The 23,685-nt window shown below is 70.3% G+C and carries 27 protein-coding genes; 16 read left to right on the top strand and 11 right to left on the bottom strand.

Annotation, left to right across the window (positions count from 1 at the left end):
* The first annotated feature begins 37 nt into the window (after nt 1-37).
* Nucleotides 38-334: a hypothetical protein gene (locus SNE35_RS10020; RefSeq protein ID WP_320422755.1), complete on the top strand. Its 297-nt coding sequence runs from the start codon at nt 38-40 to the stop codon at nt 332-334.
* Here SNE35_RS10020 and SNE35_RS10015 read toward each other — a convergent pair.
* The 4 genes from SNE35_RS10015 to SNE35_RS10000 all read right to left on the bottom strand — a co-directional run bounded on the left by SNE35_RS10015 (nt 331) and on the right by SNE35_RS10000 (nt 4,971).
* Nucleotides 331-1,227 (bottom strand): S66 peptidase family protein, encoded by an 897-nt coding sequence (locus tag SNE35_RS10015; RefSeq protein ID WP_320422754.1) that lies wholly within the window; start codon nt 1,225-1,227, stop codon nt 331-333. The two genes, SNE35_RS10020 and SNE35_RS10015, sit on opposite strands and share 4 nt — an antisense overlap.
* 5 nt (nt 1,228-1,232) lie before the next feature.
* On the bottom strand, nt 1,233-2,348 hold the full coding sequence (locus tag SNE35_RS10010; RefSeq protein ID WP_320422753.1) for a serine hydrolase: 1,116 nt from the start codon (nt 2,346-2,348) through the stop codon (nt 1,233-1,235).
* Nucleotides 2,349-2,367: 19 nt separating this feature from the next.
* A complete protein-coding gene (locus SNE35_RS10005) occupies nt 2,368-3,630 on the bottom strand; it encodes a D-amino acid dehydrogenase (protein ID WP_320422752.1) in 1,263 nt (420 codons plus the stop codon).
* Nucleotides 3,631-3,780: 150 nt separating this feature from the next.
* The gene (locus SNE35_RS10000) at nt 3,781-4,971 is read right to left on the bottom strand and encodes an amino acid aminotransferase (RefSeq protein WP_320422751.1); all 1,191 of its coding nucleotides are present in this window, start codon (nt 4,969-4,971) and stop codon (nt 3,781-3,783) included.
* A gap of 30 nt (nt 4,972-5,001) precedes the next feature.
* Between SNE35_RS10000 and SNE35_RS09995 the strand changes: the two genes are divergently transcribed.
* Together SNE35_RS09995 and SNE35_RS09990 are read left to right on the top strand one after the other, a co-directional pair.
* Nucleotides 5,002-5,289 (top strand): DUF2277 domain-containing protein, encoded by a 288-nt coding sequence (locus SNE35_RS09995; RefSeq protein WP_320422750.1) that lies wholly within the window; start codon nt 5,002-5,004, stop codon nt 5,287-5,289.
* Nucleotides 5,276-5,752, top strand: a complete 477-nt coding sequence (locus SNE35_RS09990; RefSeq protein ID WP_320422749.1) for a BON domain-containing protein — start codon at nt 5,276-5,278, stop codon at nt 5,750-5,752. The genes SNE35_RS09995 and SNE35_RS09990 overlap by 14 nt, the downstream gene beginning before the upstream one ends.
* 4 nt (nt 5,753-5,756) lie before the next feature.
* Here the strand turns inward: SNE35_RS09990 and SNE35_RS09985 are convergent, their stop codons facing one another.
* Nucleotides 5,757-6,815, bottom strand: a complete 1,059-nt coding sequence (locus tag SNE35_RS09985; RefSeq protein ID WP_320422748.1) for a DUF2332 domain-containing protein — start codon at nt 6,813-6,815, stop codon at nt 5,757-5,759.
* Nucleotides 6,816-6,879: 64 nt separating this feature from the next.
* Here SNE35_RS09985 and SNE35_RS09980 point away from each other — a divergent pair, with 64 nt between their 5' ends.
* Nucleotides 6,880-7,554: a Crp/Fnr family transcriptional regulator gene (locus SNE35_RS09980; RefSeq protein WP_320422747.1), complete on the top strand. Its 675-nt coding sequence runs from the start codon at nt 6,880-6,882 to the stop codon at nt 7,552-7,554.
* On the opposite strand, the gene SNE35_RS09975 is transcribed toward SNE35_RS09980, so the two are convergent.
* Nucleotides 7,532-8,032: a glutathione peroxidase gene (locus tag SNE35_RS09975; protein WP_320422746.1), complete on the bottom strand. Its 501-nt coding sequence runs from the start codon at nt 8,030-8,032 to the stop codon at nt 7,532-7,534. The genes SNE35_RS09980 and SNE35_RS09975 overlap by 23 nt on opposite strands.
* Nucleotides 8,029-8,937, bottom strand: a complete 909-nt coding sequence (locus SNE35_RS09970; RefSeq protein WP_320422745.1) for a DMT family transporter — start codon at nt 8,935-8,937, stop codon at nt 8,029-8,031. Before SNE35_RS09970 ends, SNE35_RS09975 begins: the two co-directional genes overlap by 4 nt.
* A 232-nt stretch (nt 8,938-9,169) precedes the next feature.
* Here SNE35_RS09970 and SNE35_RS09965 point away from each other — a divergent pair, with 232 nt between their 5' ends.
* Complete coding sequence (locus SNE35_RS09965; RefSeq protein ID WP_320422744.1) at nt 9,170-10,099, top strand: hypothetical protein; 930 nt, start codon at nt 9,170-9,172, stop codon at nt 10,097-10,099.
* Between the two features lie 6 nt (nt 10,100-10,105).
* Here SNE35_RS09965 and SNE35_RS09960 read toward each other — a convergent pair whose 3' ends face one another.
* Nucleotides 10,106-11,830, bottom strand: a complete 1,725-nt coding sequence (locus tag SNE35_RS09960; RefSeq protein WP_320422743.1) for a chloride channel protein — start codon at nt 11,828-11,830, stop codon at nt 10,106-10,108.
* A 52-nt stretch (nt 11,831-11,882) separates the two neighbouring features.
* Here SNE35_RS09960 and SNE35_RS09955 point away from each other — a divergent pair, with 52 nt between their 5' ends.
* The gene (locus tag SNE35_RS09955) at nt 11,883-12,314 is read left to right on the top strand and encodes a MarR family winged helix-turn-helix transcriptional regulator (protein ID WP_320422742.1); all 432 of its coding nucleotides are present in this window, start codon (nt 11,883-11,885) and stop codon (nt 12,312-12,314) included.
* A 148-nt stretch (nt 12,315-12,462) separates the two neighbouring features.
* Here the strand turns inward: SNE35_RS09955 and lplT are convergent, their stop codons facing one another.
* On the bottom strand, nt 12,463-13,746 hold the full coding sequence (gene lplT / locus SNE35_RS09950) for a lysophospholipid transporter LplT (RefSeq protein WP_320422741.1): 1,284 nt from the start codon (nt 13,744-13,746) through the stop codon (nt 12,463-12,465).
* A gap of 149 nt (nt 13,747-13,895) precedes the next feature.
* Between lplT and alr the strand changes: the two genes are divergently transcribed.
* Genes alr through SNE35_RS09935 form a run of 3 tightly spaced genes read left to right on the top strand, consistent with a single transcriptional unit; the run spans nt 13,896 to nt 17,470 of the window.
* The gene (gene alr / locus SNE35_RS09945) at nt 13,896-15,005 is read left to right on the top strand and encodes an alanine racemase (protein ID WP_320422740.1); all 1,110 of its coding nucleotides are present in this window, start codon (nt 13,896-13,898) and stop codon (nt 15,003-15,005) included.
* A 6-nt stretch (nt 15,006-15,011) separates the two neighbouring features.
* The gene (arfB, locus tag SNE35_RS09940) at nt 15,012-15,419 is read left to right on the top strand and encodes an alternative ribosome rescue aminoacyl-tRNA hydrolase ArfB (RefSeq protein ID WP_320422739.1); all 408 of its coding nucleotides are present in this window, start codon (nt 15,012-15,014) and stop codon (nt 15,417-15,419) included.
* Nucleotides 15,416-17,470 carry a UvrD-helicase domain-containing protein gene (locus SNE35_RS09935; RefSeq protein ID WP_320422738.1) on the top strand — a complete coding sequence of 685 codons (2,055 nt, stop codon included), beginning with the start codon at nt 15,416-15,418 and terminating at the stop codon, nt 17,468-17,470. Before arfB ends, SNE35_RS09935 begins: the two co-directional genes overlap by 4 nt.
* On the opposite strand, the gene SNE35_RS09930 is transcribed toward SNE35_RS09935, so the two are convergent.
* Nucleotides 17,452-18,339 carry a DMT family transporter gene (locus tag SNE35_RS09930; protein WP_320422737.1) on the bottom strand — a complete coding sequence of 296 codons (888 nt, stop codon included), beginning with the start codon at nt 18,337-18,339 and terminating at the stop codon, nt 17,452-17,454. The genes SNE35_RS09935 and SNE35_RS09930 overlap by 19 nt on opposite strands.
* Nucleotides 18,336-18,974, bottom strand: a complete 639-nt coding sequence (locus SNE35_RS09925; protein ID WP_320422736.1) for a LysE family transporter — start codon at nt 18,972-18,974, stop codon at nt 18,336-18,338. Before SNE35_RS09925 ends, SNE35_RS09930 begins: the two co-directional genes overlap by 4 nt.
* Nucleotides 18,975-19,072: 98 nt before the next feature.
* On the opposite strand from SNE35_RS09925, the gene SNE35_RS09920 reads away from it, so the two are divergent.
* The 7 genes from SNE35_RS09920 to SNE35_RS09890 are packed head-to-tail and all read left to right on the top strand — an operon-like array spanning nt 19,073 to nt 23,680.
* A complete protein-coding gene (locus tag SNE35_RS09920; RefSeq protein ID WP_320422735.1) occupies nt 19,073-19,897 on the top strand; it encodes a substrate-binding periplasmic protein in 825 nt (274 codons plus the stop codon).
* Nucleotides 19,898-19,922: 25 nt separating this feature from the next.
* A complete protein-coding gene (gene radA, locus SNE35_RS09915) occupies nt 19,923-21,290 on the top strand; it encodes a DNA repair protein RadA (RefSeq protein ID WP_320422734.1) in 1,368 nt (455 codons plus the stop codon).
* Nucleotides 21,291-21,298: 8 nt separating this feature from the next.
* Nucleotides 21,299-21,625 (top strand): antibiotic biosynthesis monooxygenase family protein, encoded by a 327-nt coding sequence (locus tag SNE35_RS09910; protein ID WP_320422733.1) that lies wholly within the window; start codon nt 21,299-21,301, stop codon nt 21,623-21,625.
* Nucleotides 21,622-22,005 (top strand): hypothetical protein, encoded by a 384-nt coding sequence (locus tag SNE35_RS09905; RefSeq protein WP_320422732.1) that lies wholly within the window; start codon nt 21,622-21,624, stop codon nt 22,003-22,005. The genes SNE35_RS09910 and SNE35_RS09905 overlap by 4 nt, the downstream gene beginning before the upstream one ends.
* 42 nt (nt 22,006-22,047) lie before the next feature.
* Entirely contained in the window at nt 22,048-22,971 is a 924-nt protein-coding gene (locus SNE35_RS09900; protein ID WP_320422731.1) for a branched-chain amino acid transaminase, read from the top strand.
* 20 nt (nt 22,972-22,991) lie between these two features.
* The gene (locus SNE35_RS09895) at nt 22,992-23,213 is read left to right on the top strand and encodes a zinc-finger domain-containing protein (protein ID WP_320422730.1); all 222 of its coding nucleotides are present in this window, start codon (nt 22,992-22,994) and stop codon (nt 23,211-23,213) included.
* A 17-nt stretch (nt 23,214-23,230) separates the two neighbouring features.
* Nucleotides 23,231-23,680, top strand: a complete 450-nt coding sequence (locus tag SNE35_RS09890) for a YybH family protein (RefSeq protein ID WP_320422729.1) — start codon at nt 23,231-23,233, stop codon at nt 23,678-23,680.
* The last annotated feature ends 5 nt before the right edge of the window (nt 23,681-23,685 follow it).

Genomic DNA, 23,685 nt, shown 5'->3' with positions numbered 1-23,685 from the left:
TGATAGGCTGCTGCCAAGCCACGCAAGGAGCAGCACCATGAGCGAAGGTTTCGGCATCGAGTCGCCCGGCAAGCATCACTCGGCGAACCGGCAGAAGCCGGCACGCTGGCTGGTGCTGATCGACGCAGGCGGCGGCGGGCAGCTCGCCCGCCTGTTCAACGAGAGCCGCGAGCAGATCGCCGAGTTCGATGCCAGCACCGAGGAAACCAGCTCGCTGATCGGCGGCCTGACGCCCCAGCGCGGCGCGGCGCTCGGCACCGAATGGGACAAGGCGCTGGGCGGCCACAGCCGCGCCGACCGGGCGGCGGCCGAGGTCTACGAGCTGTCGGTCTAGAGAACGCTCAGGCTGCGGCCCGTCACGTCCATCCGCACCCGCAGCCCCATCGGCAGCGGCACGTTGGGCCGGCAGTGGCCGCTGGGCCAGCCGGCCAGGATCGGCTTGCCGAGCCCGCCCAGGTAGTCGATCAGCTGGGCGTCGGGCGCGGCGGCGTCGCTGAAGCTGCCGATCAGGAAGCCGGCCGCCGCGTCCAGCACGCCCGCGTGGCGCAGCTGGCCCAGCATGCGGTCGACACGGTAGGGCTCCTCGCTGATGTCTTCCAGGAACAGGATCGCGCCGCGGGCGTCGGGCAGCCAGGGCGTGCCGACCAGCGAGGCGAAGACGGCCAGGTTGCCACCGATCAGCCGGCCTTCCGCGGCATCGCCACGGCTCAGCGGATGCGGTTCCAGCGGCGGTGCCGCGATCGCGTCACCGGCGCGCAGGCCGCTGCGCAGCAGGCCGAACAGGCGCTCGGCGTCCGGCCCGGCCTCGGGATGGAGCAGGTCGGAGGTGGGCATCGGCGCGTGCAGGCCCGGCAGGCCCAGGGTGTCGAGCAGGCCGTGCAGCGCCGTGATGTCGCTGTAGCCGATCAGCAGCTTCGGATGCGCGCGCAGCAGCGCGGTGTCGATGCCCGCCAGCAGGCGGCCGCAGCCGTAGCCGCCGCGCAGGCACAGCACCGCGTCGACCTCAGGGTCGGCGAAGGCGGCGTGCAGGTCGGCCAGGCGCTGGGCGTCGCTGGCCGCCAGATAGTCGAACTGCGCCGGGCCGGCGCAGCCGGGGAAGATCTTGGCGACGAAGCCGTGCGCGGCCAGCAGTGCGGGCACCAGTTCCAGCTGGCCGGGCTTGGGCGGGCCGGCGGGGGCGATCACGCCCAAGGTGGCGCCGGGCTTCAGGGCAGCAAGAGAAGTCATCGTCGTCATTCCAACATGGCAGCCATCAATGCGTCGACCGCGGCGCCCAGCGCGGGCATCCGCCAGGTCGTGACGCAGCCTTCGGCCGGCGGCGCATAGCGGCTGCCGAGGTTGCTGGTCACCGCGATCAGGTAGTGGCGGCGCGTGCCCGGCGTGACGCCGCGCACGATGCCGGCGTCCGACGCGTAGTTCTCGGTGCTGCCGGTCTTGTGCGCGAACTCGAGTTCGCCCGGGATGCCTTCGACCCAGCCCGGCGCGTCGAGCAGCGAGCGGCTGGACAGCACGTGGTGCAGCTTCTGGCCGCGCAGGCAGGCGAGCACGTGGGCCCGGCTCGCGCCCAGCAGCGGCGGCATGCCGGCCTGCAGCCAGGGCGCGGGCGGTGCGTCCGGGTCCAGCAGCCAGAGCAGGCGCACGGTGTCCCAGGCAGTCATCTGGATGTTGCCGACGCCGGCGCCGTCGGCATTGCGCCAGCCGCCGTCGGGTCGGGTGTTCGCGAAGCGCAGCGTCGTCAGGCCCCGCGATTCGAACAGGCGGTGGACCTCGTCGGCAGCCACGGCACCGCTGGCATGCAGCAGCGTCACCAAGGCCGAGGTCGCGTCGTTGCAGCTGATGGCGATCATGTCCATCGCCCAGTCGCCGACCGATCGCGTGCGGCCCTCGAAGGCCAGCGGCGCTTCCCAGGCGCTGCGGCCCTGGTCCACCAGCCGCGCGACGGCGACCAGCACCATCAGCTTCAGCAAGGAGGCCGGATAAGGCGCGACGAAGCGGTCCGGCCCGCTGCCGGCCAGCGGTTGCCAGTCGACCTGCTGCCAGTTGGTGCCGGGGCGCCAGGCGAGCGAGTTGCCGTCCGCGTCCTGCCGGTCGGCCAGATAGCGGACGTTCTCGACGGCACCGGCGCGCACGCCGATCGCGGCGACCAGGCCCTGCGGATGCTCGCGCGAGAACAGCACGTTGGCGAACAGCGGCGCCGCACCATCGGCCGGAAAGGCAGCAACGGCCAGGTCGATGCTCGGATGCTGGCCCACCGGCGCGCCGCCGAGCAGGCCGTCCGGCGTCAGCTCGAAGCGCTGCTCGCGCACCGCTGCAAGCAGCGCTTCGGCCAGCCGGGCGTTGCGGTGCATGGCGTTCACGGGTGAGGCGCTAGGCCAGTTGAAGACCGTCCAGCGCCACCGGGCTGCTGCGCCCGGCGACCAGCTCGGCCACGATGTTGGCGCAGCCGAACGAGAAGGTGAAGCCCAAGGCGCCGTGGCCGACGTTGAGCCACAGATTGCGCAGCGTGTTGGCGGCACCCAGGATCGGCGCGCCGGTGGGCGTGGCCGGGCGCAGGCCGGTCCAGACCGCGGCACGGTCGTAGTCGGCGGCCTGCGGGAAGGTGGCGCGGCAGGCGCGCTGCAGCGAGGCGATGCGCTCGGGGTTCAGGCTCATGTCCTCGCCGACCAGGTCGACGATCGCGGCCACGCGCAGGTCGCCGCCGATGCGGGCGTAGAGGATCTTCTTCTCGAAATCGGTGACGCTGACGACGGGCGGCTTGTGGCCGGCGTCGATCGGCGCCGTCAGGCTGTAGCCCTTGAGCGGATAAAGCGGCAGCGACAGGCCGGCCGTGCGCATCAGCGCGCGGCTCTGCAGCCCGGCGGCCACGATGAATTCGTCGGCGGGGATCTCGTCGCCGGTATGGGTCTTCAGCGCCACCGCGGCACCGCCGCGCTCGACGAAACCCAGCACGTCGGCCTGCACGAAGCCGCGGAAATTGCCGTGCGCCGTGAGTCGGTCGGCGAGCTGCACGCAGAGCTTGTAGCAGTCGGCCACCGCCTCACCCTCGGTGAAGATGCCGCCGGCGAGCGTCGCCTCGGTGGACTCCAGCGCCGGCTCCAGGGCCACGCACTCGTCGTGCGACAGCGCGCGCTCCGGGCCGCCCTGGGCGACCTTCCTCAGCCGGGCAGCGGTGCGCTCGAACTCGGCCGGCTTGCGGTAGACGACCAGCTTGCCGGGGCTGCGCAGCTCGATCTCCTCGGGAGCGAGGCGCGCCGCCTCGGCCAGCGCGCCGAAGCTCTGCTGGCTGTAGGCACCCAGCTCCAGCAACCGCGCGGTGGTGCGACGATTGATCGAACTGCGGCAGGCGCGCAGGAAGGCCCACATCCACTGCCACTGGTGGGCGCTGGCTTCGGGCTTGAAGCGCAGCGGGCCGTCCGGATCGAGCAGCCAGCGCAGCGCCTTCAGCGGCACGCCTTCGTCAGCCAGCGGCGAGACGTAGCGGTAGCTCAGCTGGCCGCCATTCGCACGGCTGGCACCGGTGGCCACGGCGGGTTCCCGCTCGACCACCGTGACCTGCATGCCGCGTTCGGCCAGGGCCCAGGCCGTCGTCAGCCCGACGACGCCGCCGCCAATCACCACACAATGCTTCATCGATCCCGGGCTCTACCTTCCTTGTTGCCCGCGAGGGTACGAGGGAAGCCCAGGGAGGAGCCAATGAAAGCGGCGGCGGAGGCCATAACCCTGCCGAATGTGTGTCCCTCTCCCGAGGGACCCGATTCGGCAGCCCGGAGACCCCGGGGGTCAGGCGTTGAGGACGGCCGCCATTGCCTTGGCGGTGGCCTCGACGTTGTGGGTGTTCAGCCCGGCCACGCACATGCGGCCCGAGCGCACCAGGTAGACGGCGAACTCGTCCTTCAGGCGGTCCACCTGCGCGGCGCTGAGGCCGGTGTAGCTGAACATGCCGCGCTGGGTCAGGAAATAGTCGAAGTTGCGGCCGGGCAGCTTGGCCGCCAGCACCTCGTGCAGGCTCTTGCGCATCTGCTGGATGCGGCTGCGCATCGCCGTCACTTCGCCTTCCCACTGGGCGCGCAGCGCCGGGTCGCTCAGCACCTTGGCGACCAGCTGGCCGCCGTGCAGCGGCGGGTTCGAGTAGTTGCGGCGGATCGTGAACTTCAGCTGGCCCAACACGTTGGCGGCCTGCGCGGCATCCGGGCAGACGACGCTCAGCGCACCGCAGCGTTCGCCGTACAGGCTCATGCTCTTGGAGAAGCTGTTGGCGACAAAGAAGGACAGGCCGGACGCGGCCATCGCACGGACGGCGAAGGCGTCTTCCTCGATGCCGTCGCCGTAGCCCTGATAGGCCAGGTCCAGGAAGGGAATCAGTTCCTTGGCCTTCAGCACCGGAATCAGCTGCTCCCACTGCGCGCGGGTCAGGTCGACGCCTGTCGGGTTGTGGCAGCAGGCGTGCAGCAGCACGACGCTCTTGGCCGGCAGCTTGGCGATGGCATCCAGCATCTCGGCGAAGCGCACGCCGCCGGTGGCCGGGTCGTAGTACGGGTAGGTCCGCACCTCGATGCCGGAGCCCTCGAAGACGGCCTTGTGGTTGTCCCAGGTCGGATCGCTGACGTAGATCGCGCTGTCGGGGAAGTAGCGCTTGATGAAGTCCGCGCCGACCTTCAGCCCGCCGCTGGAACCCACGCTCTGGATCGTCACCGTGCGGTCCTGCGCCGCGTGGTCCTTGCCGAACAGCAGGGCCTGCACGGCGCTGCGAAAGTTGGCCGCGCCCTCCATCGGCAGGTAGGGCCGCGCACCCGCGTCGGCCACCACCGCCAGCTCCGCCTTGCGCACCGAGTCCAGCATCGGGATGCGGCCCTCGTTGTCGAAATAGATGCCGATCGACAGATTGATCTTGCCCGGCCGCGGATCCTTGCCGAAGGCTTCGTTGAGGCTCAGGATGGGGTCGCCTGCGTAGGCGTCGACGTGTGCAAACATGGCGGGAACTCCAAACGGGGAATCGCAATTATGTGCAGGAACATTCGGACGCTCTTCAACTTCGAGCCGCCGGCCACCGAGCTGGAGATCCGCGACGCCGCGCTGCAGTTCGTGCGCAAGCTGAGCGGGTTCAACCTGCCGTCCAAGGCCAACGAGGCCGCTTTCGACCGCGCGGTGGCCGAGATCGCGGCTTCGGCGCGCACGCTGATCGCTGAATTGGTGACCACGGCGGAGCCGCGCGATCGGGAGATCGAGGCAGCGAAGGCACGCGCCCGCTCGGCCGAGCGCTTCGGGACGCGCGGCGATGCGTCTGCTTGAGTTCACCGTCGCGGCGCTGCTGGCGGCGCCGGTCCTGGCCCTGGCAGAAGATCCACCGGCCCGGCAGAACTACTTCAACGACCCCTTCCAGCAGATCACCGATGGCCTGCCCGCCTGCCCCACCCCACCCGGCCCCGAGATCACCGAGGCCGAGATGCGCGCCGAGGCGCACGGCCGCAGCGAGCGCGGCGGCAGCTGCTACCGCGACGGCCGTTGCCGCCTGCCCAACGCCTATCTGTACGACCGCGAGATCATTCCGCGCGTGAAGATCGCCGTCGACGCGGATGGCCGCTTCGCGAAGACAACGCGCTTCTGGGCACTGGGCCAGCGGCGCTGGGTGACGCTGCGGGGTTGTGTGTCGACGGCTACCGAGGCGGTAGAGCTGGAGCGGCTGGTGAAGGGGCTGGACGACGTGGAAGCGGTGGTGAATCAGCTGACGGTGCGGCCGCCGTCCGCCAACTGAGGCCTCACGCCACCCACTGCACCCAGCGCCCGTGCGGGTGCGACCAGGCCAGCGCCGTCGGTTCGCGGTCCTGCATCTCCAGCGTCCACAGTGTCGACGCCTCGGCCCCAGGTGCCAGCGGCGGCAACGCGAGGCCTGACGGACGCACGCCGGGCCCTTCGGCGCCGAGCCAAACCAGGCCCCGCTCCCGCGCCAGCCGCCCGACAACGGCGCGCAGCCGTACCAGCGATGCGGCGTCGAAGTAGTACAGCACCCAGCTGTTGAACAGTACCGGCTGCACGCCCGGCGGCAGGCTGTCGAGCCAGGGTTCGATCTGCGCGATGCAGTCGTCGGCGCGGCGGACGTCGAAATGCCCGCGGCGGGCCAGCGCCACGGCGGCATCCAGCCGGGCGGCGCGTTCGCGGTCGTGCGGCCACAGGCAGGCGCGCAGCCAGCGGACGGCGGCCTCATCGTTCACATCGATCGGCGCGGGATCGATGCCGCGCCGCGCCGCGAGGCGCCAGTCCCCTTCGGCCGGCGGCGGCGCATCGCCGAGCCAGCGGCAGGCGATCGCCACCGGCGCGCCGGCCGCGCCGCACTGGAAGCTGCCGTAGTCATAACGGTACTGGTCGACGGCCAGGTTCAGCCCCGCACTGCAACCGAAGTCCAGCAGGGCCAGGTCTTGCCTACCGCCGATGCGAGCAATCTGCTGCAGCGCCAGCCACAGCACGGCGCAGCGGCCGGTCTCGTTGGTCTGCGTGCTGCCGTGGCGCAGGTGTTCGACGAGCACCGCGCTCTCCACGGCGGCGAAATCGGCCAGCAGCGCGGGCAGCTCCGCATCGGGCATCCGCGTGCCGCCGGCGCTCGGGTAGTAGTCGCGCAGCGGATGGTCGGCGCCGGCCAGCACCCGATCGTGCAGTGCGGCCAGCAGCAGATTGGGCTTGCGCTGCGTCGGCGGCGCCTCGTCCATCAGCGCCAACAGCGCCGGCGAGTCCGCTACCGTGCGGCAAATCGCGACGTAGAGCGGATCCTGGGTACCGTCGATGTCGGCGAAGCGGCGGAAGGCGGAGGCGATGTCGTTCATGGCTGCAAGCCTAAGCCGCTTCGTACCGCCAGAATGTCGAGCATCCGACATTTGAGGACCACCGATGACCGAGCCGCTGCGGGCGATGCTGGCCGCGAACTTTCCCGAGCTGCAGCCGAGCGATGCGCTGTTGCAACGCGCCGCATCGCTGGTGCCTCTGCGGCGCCTGGCGCGCGGCCGCACGCTGTTCGCGCAGGGGCAGCCGACGGCGGCCGTCTACGCGGTGGTGGCCGGCGAAATCGAGACCCGTTTCATCGGGCACGACGGCCAGGTTTCTTCGCTCGACCACGTGTCCCCGCCGCGCATCTTCGGCTTGGCGGCCTTCGTCACCGGCCAGCCTTCGAGCTACGAAGCGCTGGCGAGGGCGCCCAGCCAGGTGCTGGCGATCGGCGAGCCGGCCTATCGCCTGCTGATGGACGAGCTGCCCGGCTTCGCCCGCGCGCTGATGCGCGAGTTCGCGCTGCGCTTTGACAGCACGATGCGGCTGCTGGAAGCGGCTCGCCATCGCAGCGCGGCGGAGCGATTCAGCCTGGCGCTGGGGCAGTTGGCCCATCGCCGTGCGGCCGGCGACCCCGATGCCGAGGGCTGGCAGCCGGTGGCCGCGACCCAGGCCGAGCTGGCGGCGCTGGCGAACCTGTCGCGGCAGACGGTCAACCAGCTGCTGCGCCAGGCGGTGGCCGAGGGCCGGCTGCGCAGCAGCTACGGGCGGCTGTGGATCAGGCCGGCGCCGCGGCGCTGAGCGCCTTTTCGATGTCCGCGCGGATGTTCTTCGGCGCGTCGTTCGGGGCGTAGCGCTTGAGCACCTGGCCGTCGCGGCCGACCAGGAACTTGGTGAAGTTCCACTTGATCGCCTCGGTGCCGAGGATGCCGGGCTTCTCGCCCTTGAGCCACTTGTAGAGCGGATGGGCGTTGGCGCCGTTGACCTTGATCTTCTCCATCATCGGGAAGCTGACGCCGTAGTTCAGCTGGCAGAAGGAGGCGATCTCGTCGTTGCTGCCCGGATCCTGGCCGCCGAACTCGTTGCTGGGGAAGCCGATCACGACCAGGCCCTTGTCGGCGTAGTCCTTCCACAGTTCCTCCAGCCCGGCGAATTGCGGGGTGAAGCCGCAGGCGCTGGCGGTGTTGACGATCAGCATCACCTTGCCGCGCTGGCTGGCCAGGTCGGCCGGCTGGCCGGTGATCGAGAGGGCCTGGAAGTCGTACACGCTGCTGGTCATGCCCTTGCCTCCTGTTGTTCGGGTGCGGCGATGGTAGCCGTTGTCCTGCGCTCCGCTGCGGCGAGCAGGGCCGCGGCGAGGATGCAGGCACCGCCGACGGCGGTCTTGGTATCGAGCACGCCCCCGCCCAGCCAGACGGCCGACAGCGCCGCCGCCGGCACCTCGGTCAGCATCACGATGGACGAGACGTTGGCCGGCAAACGCGCCGCGCCGTACTGCAGGCACAGGTTGGAGGCCAGGAACAGCAGCGCCATGGCGCCCAGCGGCAGGAGCCACACGGCGCCCGGCAGCGTGGGCCAGCCGATCAACGCGCCGGCCGCCTCACTGGCCATGCCGCAGGCCGCGGCACCGGCCACGACGACACCGCCCAGGAACATCGCCAGCGCCCGCGCATGGGCGCCGCGGGCCGCCTCGCGGCGCAGCATCACGTTGTTCAGCGCGAAGCAGAAGCCTCCCGCCAGGCCCAGCCAGTCCGGCAGGCTGGACGGCAGCGGGAAACCGCCCTCCTCCGGCATCAGCACGCAGGCCGCGCCGCCCAGCGCCAGCACCATCCGCAGCGCGGCCAGCGGCGTCATGCGCTCCTTGAGCACCAGGCGCGCGAGCAGCACCGTCCACAGCGGCGCCACGTAGAACAGCAGCACGACGCGCACCACGTCGCCGACGGCCACGCCCCAGTTGAACGCGGTGTTGGTGCAGCCGGCCGCGGCCATGATGACCCACAGCGAGGGCGTGCGCAGGAACTCGCCCCAGGCCTTCGGATTGCTGAAGACGATGACCGCCAGCGACAGCAGGTACAGCGCCACCGTGGTCCACAACGGATGCAGGCCGGCGGCCTGGAACTGGCGGAACGGCCACCACGACAGGCCCCAGACCAGGGCGTTGAACATCAGGGCGAGAACGGGCATCGGGCGAAGAGCCGGGCAGGCACGCGGCCTGCCTGCGGCGGCAGTGACAGAAGGATGGCTGAGAAGGATTGCCGGCCCGGGTTGGCCGTCCGCAACATGTCGGGCATAAACCGGAAGCACGCACACTGCAGAGGCCGCTTTCGGCTATAAGGCAGGGCGCGGGCCGCGGGGTTATAGCACGCAGGCCAACGCAGCCGGTCGTTCGTTCGTCAACTGAATGGGAGCGTCTCTCTTGGATCACTTGGCCTGCTTCACCCCGGGAGACCTGGGCTCCTCCAGCCGCGCGCCCGACCTGGGCGCCTACCGCTGGCGCCTGCTGGCACAGGGCGATTCCTGGTTCTCGAACGCCAAGTCCAAGCTGGACGCCCATGCCAACCTGCTGCAGGAGCTGGTCTTCCCCGACCCCGCCTGCGCGGTCAACTGCGCCGGCACCGGCGATGCACTGGCCCACATGGTGGACCTCGAGTCCGCCCCCGATTTCGTGCGCCTGCTGAGCGCGCCGGACTCCCCCGTCTGGAGCGGCATCTTGCTGTCGGTCGGCGGCAACGACCTGATCGACGCCGCCAAGACGCCAGCCCACGACGGCGCCGGCAACGAGGTGCCGCTGCACCTGCGCCTGCTGCGCCGCCAGACCGAGTGGGGCCCGCCCTCGGCCGGCGTCGCCCGCTACTTCTCCGAGCCGGGCTGGGCCACCTATGCCGAATATCTGCGCACCAACGTCCGCCACCTGCTGACCTTGCGCGACCAGGGCCCCTCCGCCGGCAAGCCGGTCTTCATGCACTGCTACGCCGTGCCGATGCCGCGCCCGGCCGGCTCCGAGGACCTGGAGCTCGGCGCCCGCGGCCCCTGGCTGTACCCGGCGCTGAAGGCCTACGCCCTGCCCGGCGCCGACTGGGCCGCGATCAGCCGGCTGATGGTCTTCCACCTGGCGCAGCTGCTAAAGAGCATGGCCGCCGACACCCAGCAGTTCCCCGGCCTGCACGTGTTCGACTCGACCTCCGTCCCGCTGGCCCCCGCCGCCCCCGGCTCCAGCGGCAGCAGCGGCGACTGGCACAACGAGATCCACCTGAACCACAGCGGCAGCTTCAAGATCGCCCGCGCCTGGTCGGAGCACATCCAGAAGGTGCTCAATCCGCCGGTGCCGGTGGGGCGGCATCGCTAAGGTCGGTCAGGGCGAGAGGCTCTCCTCCGCATGCTGAGCCTGCACCGCCTTCAGCAGGTCGCTGCGGCTGAGGATGCCGACGAGGCGGCGGGTTTGCAGGTCTTCGACCACCGGTAGCCGTTCCAGGCCGGTGGCGGCCATGCGGCGGGCGGCGGCGCGGCAGGTCTCGGAGGCCAAGGTCAGGCCGGTTTCGCCTTCGCGTACCAGTTCGCCCGCGTCCGGCGGGATCACGGCGCCGGCAGCGGTGAGCAGGCGTTCGCGGTCCAGCATGCCGAGGAAGCCGCCCCGCTCGTCGACGACCGGGTAGGCGCGGTGCTTTTGCGTGGCGCCGAACCAGCGTTCGGCCACCTCGGCCAGCGGCCGGTCGGCGGGGATGGTCTGCGGCGCGGCCGTCATCACCTCGCCGACACGCAGCCGCTCCTGCGGATCGACGCCGTACTCGCGGTGCACGTGGCGACCGCGGCGGGCGATGCGCTCGGTCATGATCGAGCGCGGCATCACCAGCGCCGACAGGCCGTGCGCGACGGTGCAGGCCAGCAGGAGCGGCAGCAGCGCGGCGCCGTCGCCGGTGAGGCCGTAGGCGAAGACGGTGGCCGTCAGCGGCGCGCCGAGCACGCCGGCCAGGGTGGCGGCCATGCAGACCAGCGGCCACACGCCCTGACCCGGCAGCAGGCCGGCCAGCACGGTGCCCAGGCCCGCGCCCATCATCAGCAGCGGCGCCAGCACGCCGCCCGAGGTGCCGGAACCGAGCGCGACGACCCAGATCAGCGCCTTCACGGCCAGCAGCGCCAGCGCCGCCTCGACGAGCAGGCGCTGGTTCAGCAGGTCGCCGATGACGTCGTAGCCGACGCCCAGGGCGCGCGGCTGCAGCCAGCCGCCGATGCCAACGACCAGCCCGCCCAGCGCCGGCCACCACATCCAGTGCAGCGGCAGTTCGTGGAACAGGTCCTCCACCGCGTAGAGCGCCCGCGACAGCCCGGCCGACAGCAAGCCCGCCAGCGCACCGGCCAGCACGCAGCCGGGCAGCGCCTGCCAGCCGAGGTCCATCGTGTGCAGCGGGAAGAGCCGCCCCGCATCCAGCAGCAGAGGCCGCGTGAAGCCGGCCACTGCGCAGGCCACGGCCACCGGCAGCAGGCTGCGCGGCCGCAACTCGAACAGCAGCAGCTCCACCGCCAGCAGCACGGCCGCCACCGGCGTGCCGAACACGGCCGTCATGCCCGCAGTGGCACCGGCCACCAGCAGCGTCTTGCGCTCCGAGGCGGACAGATGGAAGCGCTGCGCCAGCAACGAGCCGAGCGCGCCGCCGGTCATGATGATCGGGCCCTCGGCACCGAAGGGCCCGCCGGAGCCGATCACCAGGCCCGAGGACAGCGGCTTCAGCACCGCCACCTTGGCCGACATGCGGCTCTGGCCGAACAGGATCGCCTCGATCGCCTCCGGAATGCCGTGGCCGCGGATCTTCTCGGAGCCGAAACGCGCGATGAGGCCCACGATCAGCCCGCCCAGCACCGGCACGGCGATGACCCAGGCACCCAGCGTGTTCAGGGCCGGCGAGCGGTCCACGACCGACAGGGTCTGGAAGAAGAACAGGTTGGTGAAGAAGTGGATCAGGGTCAGCAGCAGCCAGGCCGCGGCGGTGCCCAGCAAGCCGATGGGCACCGCCAGGCCCGCGGTCAGCAGCAGGCGTCGGTCGACGGCGTAGTCACGATTGGCTTGGATCTGGAGAGGCATGGCCTCGATTACATCATGACGTGATGTATTTTCAGCTGGCGACAATGGCGCCATGACGAAGAGCAAGCAAGCCCCGCTGAGCAAGGCCGATTTCGAGGCGCTGTCGGAGTTCCGCCACCAGCTGCGCCGCTTCCTGCGCTTCAGCGAGGACGCCGCCCAGGCCGAGGGGCTGACGCCGCAGCAGTACCAGCTGCTGCTGCACCTGAAGGGCTATCCGGGACGCGAACAGGCCACCATCGGCGAGCTGGCCGCGCGGCTGCAGACGCAGCAGCACGGCGTCGTCGCGCTGGTGACGCGCTGCGAGGCGGCGGGCCTGGTGACGCGCACGCCGAACGAGCAGGACCGGCGGCAGGTGTTCGTGAGTCTCACGAAGGCCGGCGAGCAGGCGCTGCAGCGGCTGGCGGCCCTGCACCGCAGCGAGCTGCAATCGCTCGCGGGCGTTTTTCAGGTGGCGAACATCACGGCCTTCAACGACCGCGACTGATCTGCATTTCGGGCCGAGCGCCGGGCCGCTCCCAAGCCGGCCCACCTGGCGATGTGCTTGGGGCTCGACGCCCCAAGCATCGCCGTCCCCTCGGGGGACCGACCAGCCGAGCCCGCGTTCAGCGTGGTTCGGCTGGGCGAGGGGCTCGTCAGTGCTGCAGCACGTCGCTGCCGGCCAGCGCGAGAAGACGGTCGACCTCGTCCTTGTGCTTCACGCAGTTGCTGAGGTGCCACTGGCGGATCAGCCACATCGTGACGGCCACGACGGAGCCGAAGACGGCGATGCAGATGTAGGCCGACAGGCCCGCCCGCGTCATCACCGTGTAGAGCGCACCCAGGCCGAGGATGCAGGCCTGCTCATTGAAGTTCTGCACGGCGATCGAGCGGCCGGCGCCCATCAGGTTGTGGCCGCGGTGCTGCAGCAGCGCATTCATCGGCACCACCAGGTAGCCGCCGACCAGGCCCAGCAGCACCAAGAAGGGCGCGGCGATCCAGACGTTGTGCATCACGTTCAGGCCGACGATCAGCACGCCCATCACGATGCCCAGCGGGATCACCTTGGTGGCGCGGTCCAGCCGCATGTAGGACGAGGCCATCACCGCGCCGATCGCCGTGCCCAGGGCCACCACGCCGGCCAGGTTGGAGGCCTGCGTCGTCGTGTAGCCCAGCGCGGCCAGCGCCCACGGGAACACGATGATGCGCATATTGCCGGAAACGCCCCAGAACAGCGTCGTCGTCGACAGCGAGATCTGCCCCAGCTTGTCCTTCCACAGGCGCGAGTTGCAGGCGGCGAAGTCGCGCACCAGCGCAGCCGGGCTGTGCAGCAGCGGCTGCAGCGGCGTCTCGGTGCGCGGGATGTAGAGACTGAAGATGGCGGCCACCACGTACAGCACCACCAGGCTCGCGATCGCGGCCTCGGGCGGCGTGTCGATGCCGGTGTCGATGAACGGGAAGTCGAAGCCCAGCAGCACCGGCGCGATGTGCGGGCCGACCAGCTGGCCGCCCAGCAGGATGCCGAGGATGATGGAGGCGATCGTCAGGCCCTCGATCCAGCCATTGGCCTTGACCAGCTGCGAGGGCGGCAGCAGCTCGGTGAGGATGCCGTACTTGGCCGGCGAATAGGCCGCCGCGCCCAGGCCCACGATCGCGTAGGACATCAGCGGATGCGCACCGAACAGCATCATCAGACAGCCCACGATCTTGATCAGGTTCGAATAGAACATGACCTTGCCCTTGGGCACCGCGTCGGCAAAGGCGCCGACGAAGGGCGCGAGCATCACATAGAACAGCGCGAACATCGGCCCCAGCGCCGGCACCTGCCAGGCGGGCGCATGCGTGCTCTTCAGCAGTTCGATGGCTCCAACCAACAGCGCCTGATCAGCCAGCGAGCTGAAGAACTGCGCCGACATGATGGTAAAGAAGCCTTTTTTCATGAACCCGATTCGAACTGTGGCGCAAGGAACAACCGCGCCAAGGGGCCGGCACTGCGGCGGGTTTATAGCATGCACCCCTTTGGCGAGACTCGGCCGCCCGACCCGTGAGAGTCCCGATGGCGATTGGTGCAGTGCCACAATCCTGACCCATGCCACGTCCCATCGAAGCCCTGATCCACGTCGCCGCTCTGACCCATAACCTCGGCGTCGCACGCCGCCGCGCCCCCGATGCGAAGGCCTGGGCCGTCGTCAAGGCCAACGCCTACGGCCACGGCATCGAGAACGTCTACGAGGGCCTGCGCGGGGCCGACGGCTTCGCGCTGATCGACCTCGACGAGGCGCAGCGCATCCGCGCGCTCGGCTGGCGCGGCCCGATCCTGCTGCTGGAAGGCTGCTTCGAGACCCGCGACCTGGAACTCTGCTCGCGCCTGAAGCTGTGGCACGCGGTCCACTGCGAACAGCAGATCGACTGGCTGGCCATGCACAAGACGCACGAGCCGCACCGCGTGTTCCTGAAGCTGAACAGCGGCATGAACCGGCTGGGCTTCACGCCGCAGGCCTTCCGCGCCGCCTGGACGCGGCTCAACGCGCTGCCGCAGGTGGACGAGATCTCGCTGATGACGCACTTCTCCGACGCCGATTCCGAGCGCCTCGGCGCGGACGGCATCGCCCACCAGCTCGAAATCTTCAACAAGGTCGCGGCCGACCTGCCCGGCGAGCGCAGCCTGTGCAACAGCGCGGCCACCTTGCGGCACGCCACCCGTGTCGGGGGCGACTGGGTGCGCGTCGGCATCATGGGCTATGGCGGCGTGCCGGATTTCCCGGAGCACGACGCCGCCCACTGGAACCTGCAGCCGGCGATGACACTGCGCTCCAAGATCATCGGCGTCCAGGAGCTGCAACCCGGCGACACGGTCGGCTACGGCAGCCGCTTCACCGCCGAGCGGGCCATGCGCATCGGCATCGTCGCCTGCGGCTATGCGGACGGCTACCCGCGCCACGCCGGCAGCGGCACGCCGGTGCTGGTGGATGGCCAGCGCACGGCCACCGTCGGCCGCGTGTCGATGGACATGATCGCCGTGGACCTGAGCGCCCTGCCGCAGGCCGGCTTCGGCTCGGAGGTGACGCTGTGGGGCAAGGGCCCGAACGGCTCCGCCCTGCCGATCGACGAGATCGCCCACGCCGCCGGCACGATCGGCTACGAGCTGATGTGTGCCCTCGCCCGGCGCGTGCCGGTCACCGTAGAACATTTGAGTTAGTCCGCGATGCTGCTCGACTGGCACCCGGCGGACTGGGAGCTGGATTTCAGCTTCATCCGCGCCGGCGGGCCGGGCGGGCAGAACGTCAACAAGGTGTCCAGCGCCGTCCACCTGCGCTTCGACATCGCCCGCAGCACCCTGCCCGCCGCCATCAAGGAACGCCTGCTGCGCCTGAGCGACCAGCGCATCACCGGCGAGGGCATCGTCGTCATCAAGGCCCAGGAACACCGCAGCCAGGAGATGAACCGGGCCGACGCGGTGGCCCGGCTCGTCGCGCTGGTGCAGAGCGTGGCCCATGTGCCCAAGGCGCGCCGGGCGACCAAGCCGACCTGGGGCTCGCAGCAGCGGCGGCTGGAAGGCAAGGCCCTGCGCGGCGGCATCAAGGCCGGCCGCGGAAAGATCAATCCTGAATGAATGAGTTCATCACCGAGGCGATCACGCCGACCGCCGAACAGCTGGCGATCCAGCGCTACCCCGAGCGCTCGCTGCTGATCGAGGCGGCCGCCGGCGCGGCCAAGACGACGACCCTGGCCCTGCGCATCTGCCAGGCGCTGGCACTGGGCGCCGATCCGCGCGGCCTGCTGGCGCTAACCTTCACCGACACGGCCTGCACCGCGTTGCGCCAGGCGCTGCGCTTCATCGGCTGCGACCCGCAGGCGCTGAAGCTGCTGCGCATCGAGACCTTCGACAGTTTCGCCGCCGGCGTGCTGCGCGAGGCCGAGACCTTGGATGGCGAAGATCCGGTCGAGCACTTCCGCCATGCCGAGCAGGCGGCGCCCTTCGTCTGGGCGGCGATCGAGCAGGTCGGCGCGAACCCGCGCGAGCCCTGGCCGGACGAGCTGCAGCTGCCCTCGCACGGCTCGGACAGCTACGTTGGCGAGTTCCTGCGCCGCACGGCCGGGGTCAAGGGCCGGCTGCTGCTGGAGCTGAACCCGGCGGAGGGCGGCCGCGACACGCCGGACCATGCGGTCGAGGACCTCGGCCTGGACTACACGCTGCTGCGCGTGCTGCGCCGCTACGAGGCGCACCGGATCGAGAGCGGTCGGGGCCACGCGAACTTCCGCATGCCGCTGGACGCCACCTACGACCTCGCACGGCTGCTGCTGCCGGCCGAGGACGAAGGCGAGGACCGGATCGATCCGCAGTCGCTCCCGCTGGGCCGCTGGCGCGGTGTCTTCGTCGACGAGCTGCATGACTGCAACGCCGCGATGTTCACGATCCTGCAGGCGCTGCTGGCGAACCCGGCCGTGCACTTCTGCGCCGTGGGCGACCGGCACCAGGTGATCCATCAAATGAATGGCGCCGACGCCCGCTTCATGAGCCGCGAGCTGGACGCCGGCCTCGGCCGCAGGCTGAAGCGCCTGCCGCTGAGTCTGAGCTTCCGCTACGGCCCGCCGCTGGCGCGCTGGATGGGCCGCCACGCCGGCAAGACCATCGCCGGCGACGCGAAGGCCGAGACCCGGCTGGCCGGCATCGCCTGCGACGCCGCCGGCCTGGCCAGCACGGAAGAAGCCGTCGTCGCGACATTGAAGGCCTGGCGCAGCGAGCAGCGCAAGGACAAGGTCTACGAGGACTGCGCGGTGCTGCTGCGCCATCCCTCGCAATCGATGCTGATCGAGAACGCGCTGCACCGCGAGCGCATCGCCTACCGCTGCGACGGCTTCACGACCTACCTGCTGCGGCCGGAGGTGCTGTTCGTGCGCTGCGCCTTCGCGGTGGCGAGCGAGCGGCTGGACACCCTGGGCGGCGCACGCACCCGCGCGCTGATCCCGGCGGCTCTGTTCGAGATGACGCAGACGCCCGTGCTGCGCGACGGCGACCCCGACTACCGTAGCGCCGAGACCTTCCTGCGCGAGGCGTCCAAGCAGGCGGCGGACAGCGAGGTGGTGGTCGCCGCGATCTTCAACGAGCACATCATGAACTGGGCGCCCAAGCCGGTGCAGCAGCGGCTGCGGCGCGCGATGGCGGTGGCTCGGGGCTCATCGTCGGGCGACTGCGCCTTCGAGGACTTCCTCGCCGCGCTGGACATGCCGCGCTTCGCGATGGACGCCTACGTGGACCGCGAGCGCCGCCAGGAGGTGCAGCGCCACATGGCAGGCCTCGCCTCCGCGTCCCACAGCCACGCCGGCGCGCTGGCCTTCTTCGGCTTCCTGCGGCAGCTGGACGAGGAGGACGAACAGCGCCTGGCCGGCCTGGCCGCCGGCCGCACCCGCTCAAACCGCATCCACGTGCCGGCGATCACGCTGGCCAGCGCCAGCCACGTCAAGGGCCTGGAGTTCGAGCACGTGCTGCTGCCCTATCTGAAGCAGGGCGTGTTCCCGGATGCCGGCGCCGATGCCGCGGACGAGCGCAACCTGTTCTACGTGGCGGCGACGCGGGCGCGCAGCCGGCTGACGGTGATGGTCGACGCGAGCCGGCCGAGCGAGTTCGTGCCGCCGGAGCTGGTTCAGCGCGTCGCCGCGTAGATGCTCGACAGGCAGATCGCCATGCCGGCGATCGCCAGCAGCGTCGGCCGCCAGCCTTCGAAAGCGGCCGAGATCGCCAGCGCGATCACCGGGATCACGACGCTGGTCAGCGCCGCGCCGGCCGGGCCCTTCTTCTGCGCCAGCTTGAAATACAGCACGAAGGCCACGACCGAGCCGAGCACGGCCAGGTACAGCAGCGAAAGCAGGTAGGGCGCCGTCCAGGCGAAGTGCAGGCCCGCGCCGGTGGCCAGCGACAGGGCCATCAGGAACAGCGAGCCATAGGCCATGCTCCAGGCCAGCACCGGGATCAGCGGCAGGCCGCGCTTGCGGGTCAGGGTCAAGGTCAGCACATTGCCGACGCAGGCGGCGAGGACGGCGAACAGGCCGATCGCCAGGCCGTAGCCGGCCGTGGGACGCGCGCCGGTGGCGGCGATCTCAGGCCAGAAGATCAGCACGACGCCCAGCACGCCGCCGCAGGCCGCGGCGAGGAAGCGGCGCGTGACCGGCTGGCCGAAGAAGACCCGGCCCGACAGCGCGTTGCCGAACACCATCAGGCAGAACAGCACGGCCACCAGGCCGCTCGGGATGTGGCGCTCGGCCTCGTAGACCGACCAGTAGTTGCCGCTGTACTGGACGATGCCGGTGGCCAGCGCCAGCGCATGTGCCGCCCCGGGCAGCCGCAGCGATTCACCCCGCCAGCGTGCCAGGCCCGCGAGCAGCAGCGCCGCCAGGCCGAAGCGCCAGGCCACGGAATTGAGCACCGGCACGCCGCTGTCGAGCTGGAACAGGATCACATGCCAGGTGCTGGCCCAGATCAGCGTCGGGCCCCAGAACAACCAGCGGGAGGAGGCGGTGGCGGGCGCGCTCAAGCGACGCGCTTGAAGGTGGCGAGCAGCATGCCCGCGGCGATGAAGAGGCTGCCGAAGGTGCGGTTCATCAGCATGATCTGGCGCGCCGAGCGCAGCACCGTCAGCACCCGCGCGGCCAGCACCGTGTAGCCGGCCATCACGACCGAGTCGGTGAAGGCCAGGGTGGCGGCGATCACCGCGTACTGCTTCGGCAGCGCGGCATGCAGATCGAGGAACTGCGGCACCACGGCCAGCAGGAAGACCGTGCCCTTGGGGTTCACCGCATTGATCAGCCAGCCGCGCATCACCAGTTGGCGGCGGGTCACGGTCTTTGGCGCGTCGGCCGGGTTGGCCGCGGCCACCATCGGCACGGCCGGCGCGCGCCACTGCTGGATGCCCAGCCAGACCAGGTAGGCAACACCGCCCCACTTGACCAGCATGAAGGCCAGCGAGGAGGCGGCGATCAGCGCGCCGAGGCCGGCGCCCACGACGATGATCTGCGTCATGATGCCCAGCACCAGGCCGAAGGTCGTGAAGTAGCCGCGGCGGAAGCCGTGGTTCAGGCCGGAGGTCATCGCCGCGATGGCGCCGGCACCGGGAGAGAGGCTGATGGCCCATGCGGCGGCGAAGAAGGCCAGCCAGGTCGAGAATTCCATGATCGGGACGAACGAAAAAACTGCAGCCCGGCGTTTTAGCACAGTGGCCGCGGACCCGTGATGCCGAAGACATGGGCGGCGCTTAGACTGGCCCTTCCGTGCCTCGACTCCGCCTCCTCTTCCGCGTCACCGCCCATGCGGCGGCCTGCCTGGCCTTCCTGGCCGGGCCGCTGGCCTGCGCGGGTGCGGCTTCAGCGCCGGACAAGCCGCTGGTGATGGCCTTCGCCGAGCTGTCCCCCTGGCTCACCCGCGAGGGCCCGGCCTTCACCGGCGCGTACACCGAGATCGTGCGCGAGCTGGCGCGGCGGGTCGGGCGCCGGCTCGAGATCCACGACTGTCCCGTGCGACGCTGCCTCGCGATGCTCGAACAGGGCCAGGCGGACCTGACGATCGGCCTCAACCGCACGCCCGCGCGCGCCGCCTACCTGGACTTCCTGCACACGCCCTACCGACTCTCGGCCTCGGACCGGGTGTTCATGGTGCGGACCGGCGAGGCCGGCAGGATCGAGCGCTACGAAGACCTGCTCGGCCCGCGCATCGGCGTGGTCGGCGGCAGCAGCTATTTCCCCACCTTCGATGCCGACCCGCGGCTCATCAAGGAATCGGCACCGAGCAGCGAGGCGAACCTGCGCAAGCTGGTGCTGGGCCGCATCGACGCCGTGCCGCTGCCCGAGGACCAGGCCCTGGTCCTGATCCACCGGCTGAAGCTGGGCGGCCAGGTCGAGCCCGCGAAGTTCCGCGTGCAAGACCCGACCCCGCGCTCGATCGCCGTCGCCCACGCCTCGCCGCTGGGGGCCGAACTGCTGCAGAAGCTGGAAACGGCGATGCAGGCGATCCGCCGCGACGGCACGCTGGCGGCGATCTACGAACAGCACTACTACAAGCACTTCGGCGTGACACGCCAGCAAATCAAAGTCGACTGAGCGCGACGGCTCGACAATCGGCCCCATGGCCAAGGAATCCAAGACCGTCTTCACCTGCTCCGACTGCGGCGCGATCAGCTCCAAATGGCTCGGCCGCTGCGCCGGCTGCGGCGCCTGGAACACGCTGGTCGAAGGGCCGGCGGAGCCCGCCGGCGGCGCCAGCAAGAACCGCTATCAGGCGCTGGCCAAGAGCCAGCCGGTGGCCACGCTCAGCGAGATCGAGGCGACCGACTTCGAGCGCACGTCCACCGGGCAGGAGGAGCTGGATCGCGTGCTGGGCGGCGGCATCGTGGCCGGTGGCGTGGTGCTGATCGGCGGCGACCCGGGCATCGGCAAGTCGACCTTGCTGCTGCAGGCGATCGACGATCTCTCGCGCAAGATCAAGGTGCTCTACGTCACCGGCGAGGAATCCGGCGCGCAGATCGCGATGCGCTCGCGCCGCCTGAGCCTGTCCGGCGCGCAGGTGCGTGTGCTGGCCGAGATCAACCTGGAGAAGATCCTGGCCACGCTGGAGGCCGAGCGGCCGGGCTTCTGCGTGATCGACTCGATCCAGACGATCTACTCGGAGCAGCTCACTTCGGCGCCCGGTTCGGTCGCCCAGGTGCGCGAATGCGCGGCGCACCTGACGCGCACGGCCAAGGCCACCGGCTGCTCGATGGTGCTGGTGGGCCACGTCACCAAGGAAGGCGCGCTGGCCGGCCCGCGCGTGCTGGAGCACATCGTCGACACGGTGCTGTACTTCGAGGGCGACACGCATTCGAGCTTCCGGCTGGTGCGCGCGATCAAGAACCGCTTCGGCGCGGTCAACGAGATCGGCGTGTTCGCGATGACCGAGAAGGGCCTGAAGGGCGTGGCCAACCCGAGCGCGATCTTCCTGTCCACGCACGGCGAGCCGGTGCCGGGCAGTTGTGTGCTGGTCACCTTGGAGGGCACCCGGCCGATGCTGGTGGAGATCCAGGCGCTGGTGGACAGCGGCGGCCCCGGCGCCCGGCGGCTCTCCGTCGGCCTGGACCGCGACCGGCTGGCGATGCTGCTGGCCGTACTGCACCGGCATGCCGGCGTGGCGACGATGGACCAGGACGTGTTCGTCAACGCCGTCGGCGGCGTGCGCATCGGCGAGCCGGCGGCCGACCTGGCCGCGCTGCTGGCGATCCAGAGTTCGCTGCGCGGCCGGCCGCTGCCGCGCGGCTTCATTGCCTTCGGCGAGGTGGGCCTGGCCGGCGAGGTGCGGCCCGCGCCGCGCGGCCAGGAGCGGCTGAAGGAGGCCGCGAAGCTGGGCTTCAGCGTCGCCGTCGTGCCCAAGGCGAATGCGCCGAAGAAGCCGATCGAGGGCCTGACCGTGCACGGCGTGGAAAGAATTGAGGAGGCGATGGAGCTGGCGCGGTCCCTATGATTCCGGGCATGAATCCCGCCATGAAGCCACCGTACTACGCCGTCATCTTCACCAGCCAACGCACCGCCGAGGTCGACGGCTACGACGACACCGCCGACCGCATGCTGGAGCTGGCCGCCGCCCAGCCTGGCTACCTGGGCGTGGAGAGCGCCCGCGACGCCGGTGGCCTGGGCATCACCGTCTCCTACTGGGCCACGCTGGAAGACATCGCCGCCTGGCGCGCCCATGCCGAGCACACGCTGGCGCGCGAGCGCGGCCGTGCCGAGTGGTATGCGCACTACGAGCTACGCATCGCCAAGGTCGAGCGGGCCTACAGCTGGGACAAGTCTCAATGAAGCGCCTGCTCGGCATCGCGGCGGCGCTGGTGGCGCTGTTCGCCGCGGGCGCGTTGTTCGGCTGGCAGGGCGTCGTGCTGGTAATGACGGTGCTGATCGCCTGGCTGCTGCTGCAGTTCGCCCGGCTGATGAAGCTGATGGGCATGGCCTCGAAGGGCCCGGTGGGCCGCGTGGCCAGCGCCGCGGCGTTGGACGGCCAGCTGCGTGCCGGCATGAAGATGGTGGACCTGCTGCCGCTGGCCGGCAGCCTGGGCGAGAAGCTGCCGGGCACGGTGCAGCGCTATGGCTGGACCGATGCGGGCGGTGCGCGCGTCGAGGTGGAGCTGGGCGGCGACGGCCGCGTGCAGCGCTGGACCCTGATTCCCGCCGACGCCCACTAAAATCGCCAGCTTTCCTGGCATAGCGCAGACTGGAGCACCCCGATGGGCATGGATGATCGCGACGGCAAGATCTGGAAGGACGGCGAGCTGGTGGACTGGCGCGACGCCAAGATCCACGTGCTCACGCACACGCTGCACTACGGCTGCGGCGCCTTCGAAGGCGTGCGCGCCTACAACACCGCCCAGGGCACCGCCATCTTCCGCCTGCGCGAGCACACCGAGCGCCTGTTCAACAGCGCCAAGATCCTGCGCATGAAGATCCCCTTCTCGATCGAGCAGGTCGAGGAAGCGCAGAAGGCCGTCGTGCGCGAGAACAAGCTGGAGAGCTGCTACCTGCGCCCACTCACCTGGATCGGCTCCGAGAAGCTGGGCGTCAGCCCCAAGGGCAACACCATCCACCTGATGGTCGCGGCCTGGGCCTGGGGCGCCTACCTGGGCGAGGAAGGCCTGAAGCGCGGCATCCGCGTCAAGACCAGCAGCTACACCCGCCACCACGTCAACATCACGATGACGCAGGCCAAGGCGGTCAGCAACTACTCCAACTCGATCCTGGCGAACATGGAGGCCACCGAGGACGGCTACGACGAGGCGCTGCTGCTGGACGCCTCCGGCTTCGTCTCCGAAGGCGCGGGCGAGAACATCTTCATCATCAAGAACGGCGTCGTCTACACGCCCGACCTGTCGGCCGGCGCGCTCAACGGCATCACCCGCAACACGATCTTCCACATCTGCCAGGACCTGGGCCTGAAGCTGGTGGAGAAGCGCATCACGCGTGACGAGGTCTACATCGCCGACGAGGCCTTCTTCACCGGCACCGCGGCGGAAGTGACGCCGATCCGCGAGCTGGACCGCATCGAGATCGGCAGCGGCTCGCGCGGCCCGATCACCGAGAAGATCCAGTCCGCCTTCTTCGACATCGTCAACGGCCGCAACGCGAAGTACGCCGAGTGGCTGACCCTGGTCTGAACCCGAATCCAAAGAACACCATGAGCGAGAACCAAAACAGCAAGGCCCCGGCCACCGTCGAAGTGAAGGCGGCCGACGTGCAGGAAAACGGCAGCGTGTTCTGCCCGAACCCGAAGATGGCGCTGTGGAGCACCCACCCGAAGGTCTTCATCGACCTGACGCACGGCGGCCAGGGCAAGTGCCCGTACTGCGGCACGCTGTACAAGCTGGCGGCCGGCGAGCACATCAGCGTCGGCCACTGAACGCAGGGCTCGCGACGATGCGCCCCAAAGCCCAGACCGCCGCCCTGCTGGCCTCGCCCGGCGACACCGAACAGCAGTTCTACGAGGCGCTGCAGAGCGCCGACCTGGAGCGGCTGATGGAGGTCTGGGCCGACGAGGACGAGATCTCCTGCGTGCACCCCGGCGGCCAGCGCCTGGTCGGCGTGGCCGCGATCCGCAGCGCCTTCGAGGCCCTGTTCGCGCGCGGCCCGGTGGCCGCGGCGCCGGAGCGCGTGCGCAAGCTGCAGACGCAGGACACGGCCATCCACCAGGTGCTGGAGCGCGTCAACGTCGCCGGCCCCGAAGGCACGATGCAGAGCGCCTGGGTCATCGCCACCAACGTCTACCTGAAGACAGCGCTGGGCTGGCGCCTCGCCGCCCACCACGCCAGCCCCGGCACGCCGGCCGACATGCAGGACATGCTCGAGGAACCGACGACCCTGCACTGAGCCCG

Origin of the sequence: Roseateles agri (assembly GCF_034043675.1) — a bacterium.
Lineage (GTDB): Bacteria > Pseudomonadota > Gammaproteobacteria > Burkholderiales > Burkholderiaceae_C > KK5.
This window is presented reverse-complemented; position numbering and strand designations above follow the sequence as displayed.

What these genes read in the sequence shown, in the direction of transcription:
- SNE35_RS09995 (WP_320422750.1), top strand. Translation starts at nt 5,002, where the DNA reads ATGTGCAGGAACATTCGGACGCTCTTCAACTTCGAGCCGCCGGCCACC.
- SNE35_RS09980 (WP_320422747.1), top strand. Translation starts at nt 6,880, where the DNA reads ATGACCGAGCCGCTGCGGGCGATGCTGGCCGCGAACTTTCCCGAGCTG.
- lplT (WP_320422741.1), bottom strand. Translation starts at nt 13,746, where the DNA reads ATGAAAAAAGGCTTCTTTACCATCATGTCGGCGCAGTTCTTCAGCTCG.
- SNE35_RS09925 (WP_320422736.1), bottom strand. Translation starts at nt 18,974, where the DNA reads ATGGAATTCTCGACCTGGCTGGCCTTCTTCGCCGCCGCATGGGCCATC.
- SNE35_RS10015 (WP_320422754.1), bottom strand. Translation starts at nt 1,227, where the DNA reads ATGACTTCTCTTGCTGCCCTGAAGCCCGGCGCCACCTTGGGCGTGATC.
- SNE35_RS09895 (WP_320422730.1), top strand. Translation starts at nt 22,992, where the DNA reads ATGAGCGAGAACCAAAACAGCAAGGCCCCGGCCACCGTCGAAGTGAAG.
- SNE35_RS09910 (WP_320422733.1), top strand. Translation starts at nt 21,299, where the DNA reads ATGAATCCCGCCATGAAGCCACCGTACTACGCCGTCATCTTCACCAGC.
- SNE35_RS09900 (WP_320422731.1), top strand. Translation starts at nt 22,048, where the DNA reads ATGGGCATGGATGATCGCGACGGCAAGATCTGGAAGGACGGCGAGCTG.
- SNE35_RS09990 (WP_320422749.1), top strand. Translation starts at nt 5,276, where the DNA reads ATGCGTCTGCTTGAGTTCACCGTCGCGGCGCTGCTGGCGGCGCCGGTC.
- SNE35_RS09890 (WP_320422729.1), top strand. Translation starts at nt 23,231, where the DNA reads ATGCGCCCCAAAGCCCAGACCGCCGCCCTGCTGGCCTCGCCCGGCGAC.
- SNE35_RS10020 (WP_320422755.1), top strand. Translation starts at nt 38, where the DNA reads ATGAGCGAAGGTTTCGGCATCGAGTCGCCCGGCAAGCATCACTCGGCG.
- radA (WP_320422734.1), top strand. Translation starts at nt 19,923, where the DNA reads ATGGCCAAGGAATCCAAGACCGTCTTCACCTGCTCCGACTGCGGCGCG.
- SNE35_RS09970 (WP_320422745.1), bottom strand. Translation starts at nt 8,937, where the DNA reads ATGCCCGTTCTCGCCCTGATGTTCAACGCCCTGGTCTGGGGCCTGTCG.
- SNE35_RS10000 (WP_320422751.1), bottom strand. Translation starts at nt 4,971, where the DNA reads ATGTTTGCACACGTCGACGCCTACGCAGGCGACCCCATCCTGAGCCTC.
- SNE35_RS09955 (WP_320422742.1), top strand. Translation starts at nt 11,883, where the DNA reads ATGACGAAGAGCAAGCAAGCCCCGCTGAGCAAGGCCGATTTCGAGGCG.
- SNE35_RS09985 (WP_320422748.1), bottom strand. Translation starts at nt 6,815, where the DNA reads ATGAACGACATCGCCTCCGCCTTCCGCCGCTTCGCCGACATCGACGGT.
- SNE35_RS09975 (WP_320422746.1), bottom strand. Translation starts at nt 8,032, where the DNA reads ATGACCAGCAGCGTGTACGACTTCCAGGCCCTCTCGATCACCGGCCAG.
- alr (WP_320422740.1), top strand. Translation starts at nt 13,896, where the DNA reads ATGCCACGTCCCATCGAAGCCCTGATCCACGTCGCCGCTCTGACCCAT.
- SNE35_RS09905 (WP_320422732.1), top strand. Translation starts at nt 21,622, where the DNA reads ATGAAGCGCCTGCTCGGCATCGCGGCGGCGCTGGTGGCGCTGTTCGCC.
- SNE35_RS09935 (WP_320422738.1), top strand. Translation starts at nt 15,416, where the DNA reads ATGAATGAGTTCATCACCGAGGCGATCACGCCGACCGCCGAACAGCTG.
- arfB (WP_320422739.1), top strand. Translation starts at nt 15,012, where the DNA reads ATGCTGCTCGACTGGCACCCGGCGGACTGGGAGCTGGATTTCAGCTTC.
- SNE35_RS09960 (WP_320422743.1), bottom strand. Translation starts at nt 11,830, where the DNA reads ATGCCTCTCCAGATCCAAGCCAATCGTGACTACGCCGTCGACCGACGC.
- SNE35_RS10010 (WP_320422753.1), bottom strand. Translation starts at nt 2,348, where the DNA reads ATGCACCGCAACGCCCGGCTGGCCGAAGCGCTGCTTGCAGCGGTGCGC.
- SNE35_RS10005 (WP_320422752.1), bottom strand. Translation starts at nt 3,630, where the DNA reads ATGAAGCATTGTGTGGTGATTGGCGGCGGCGTCGTCGGGCTGACGACG.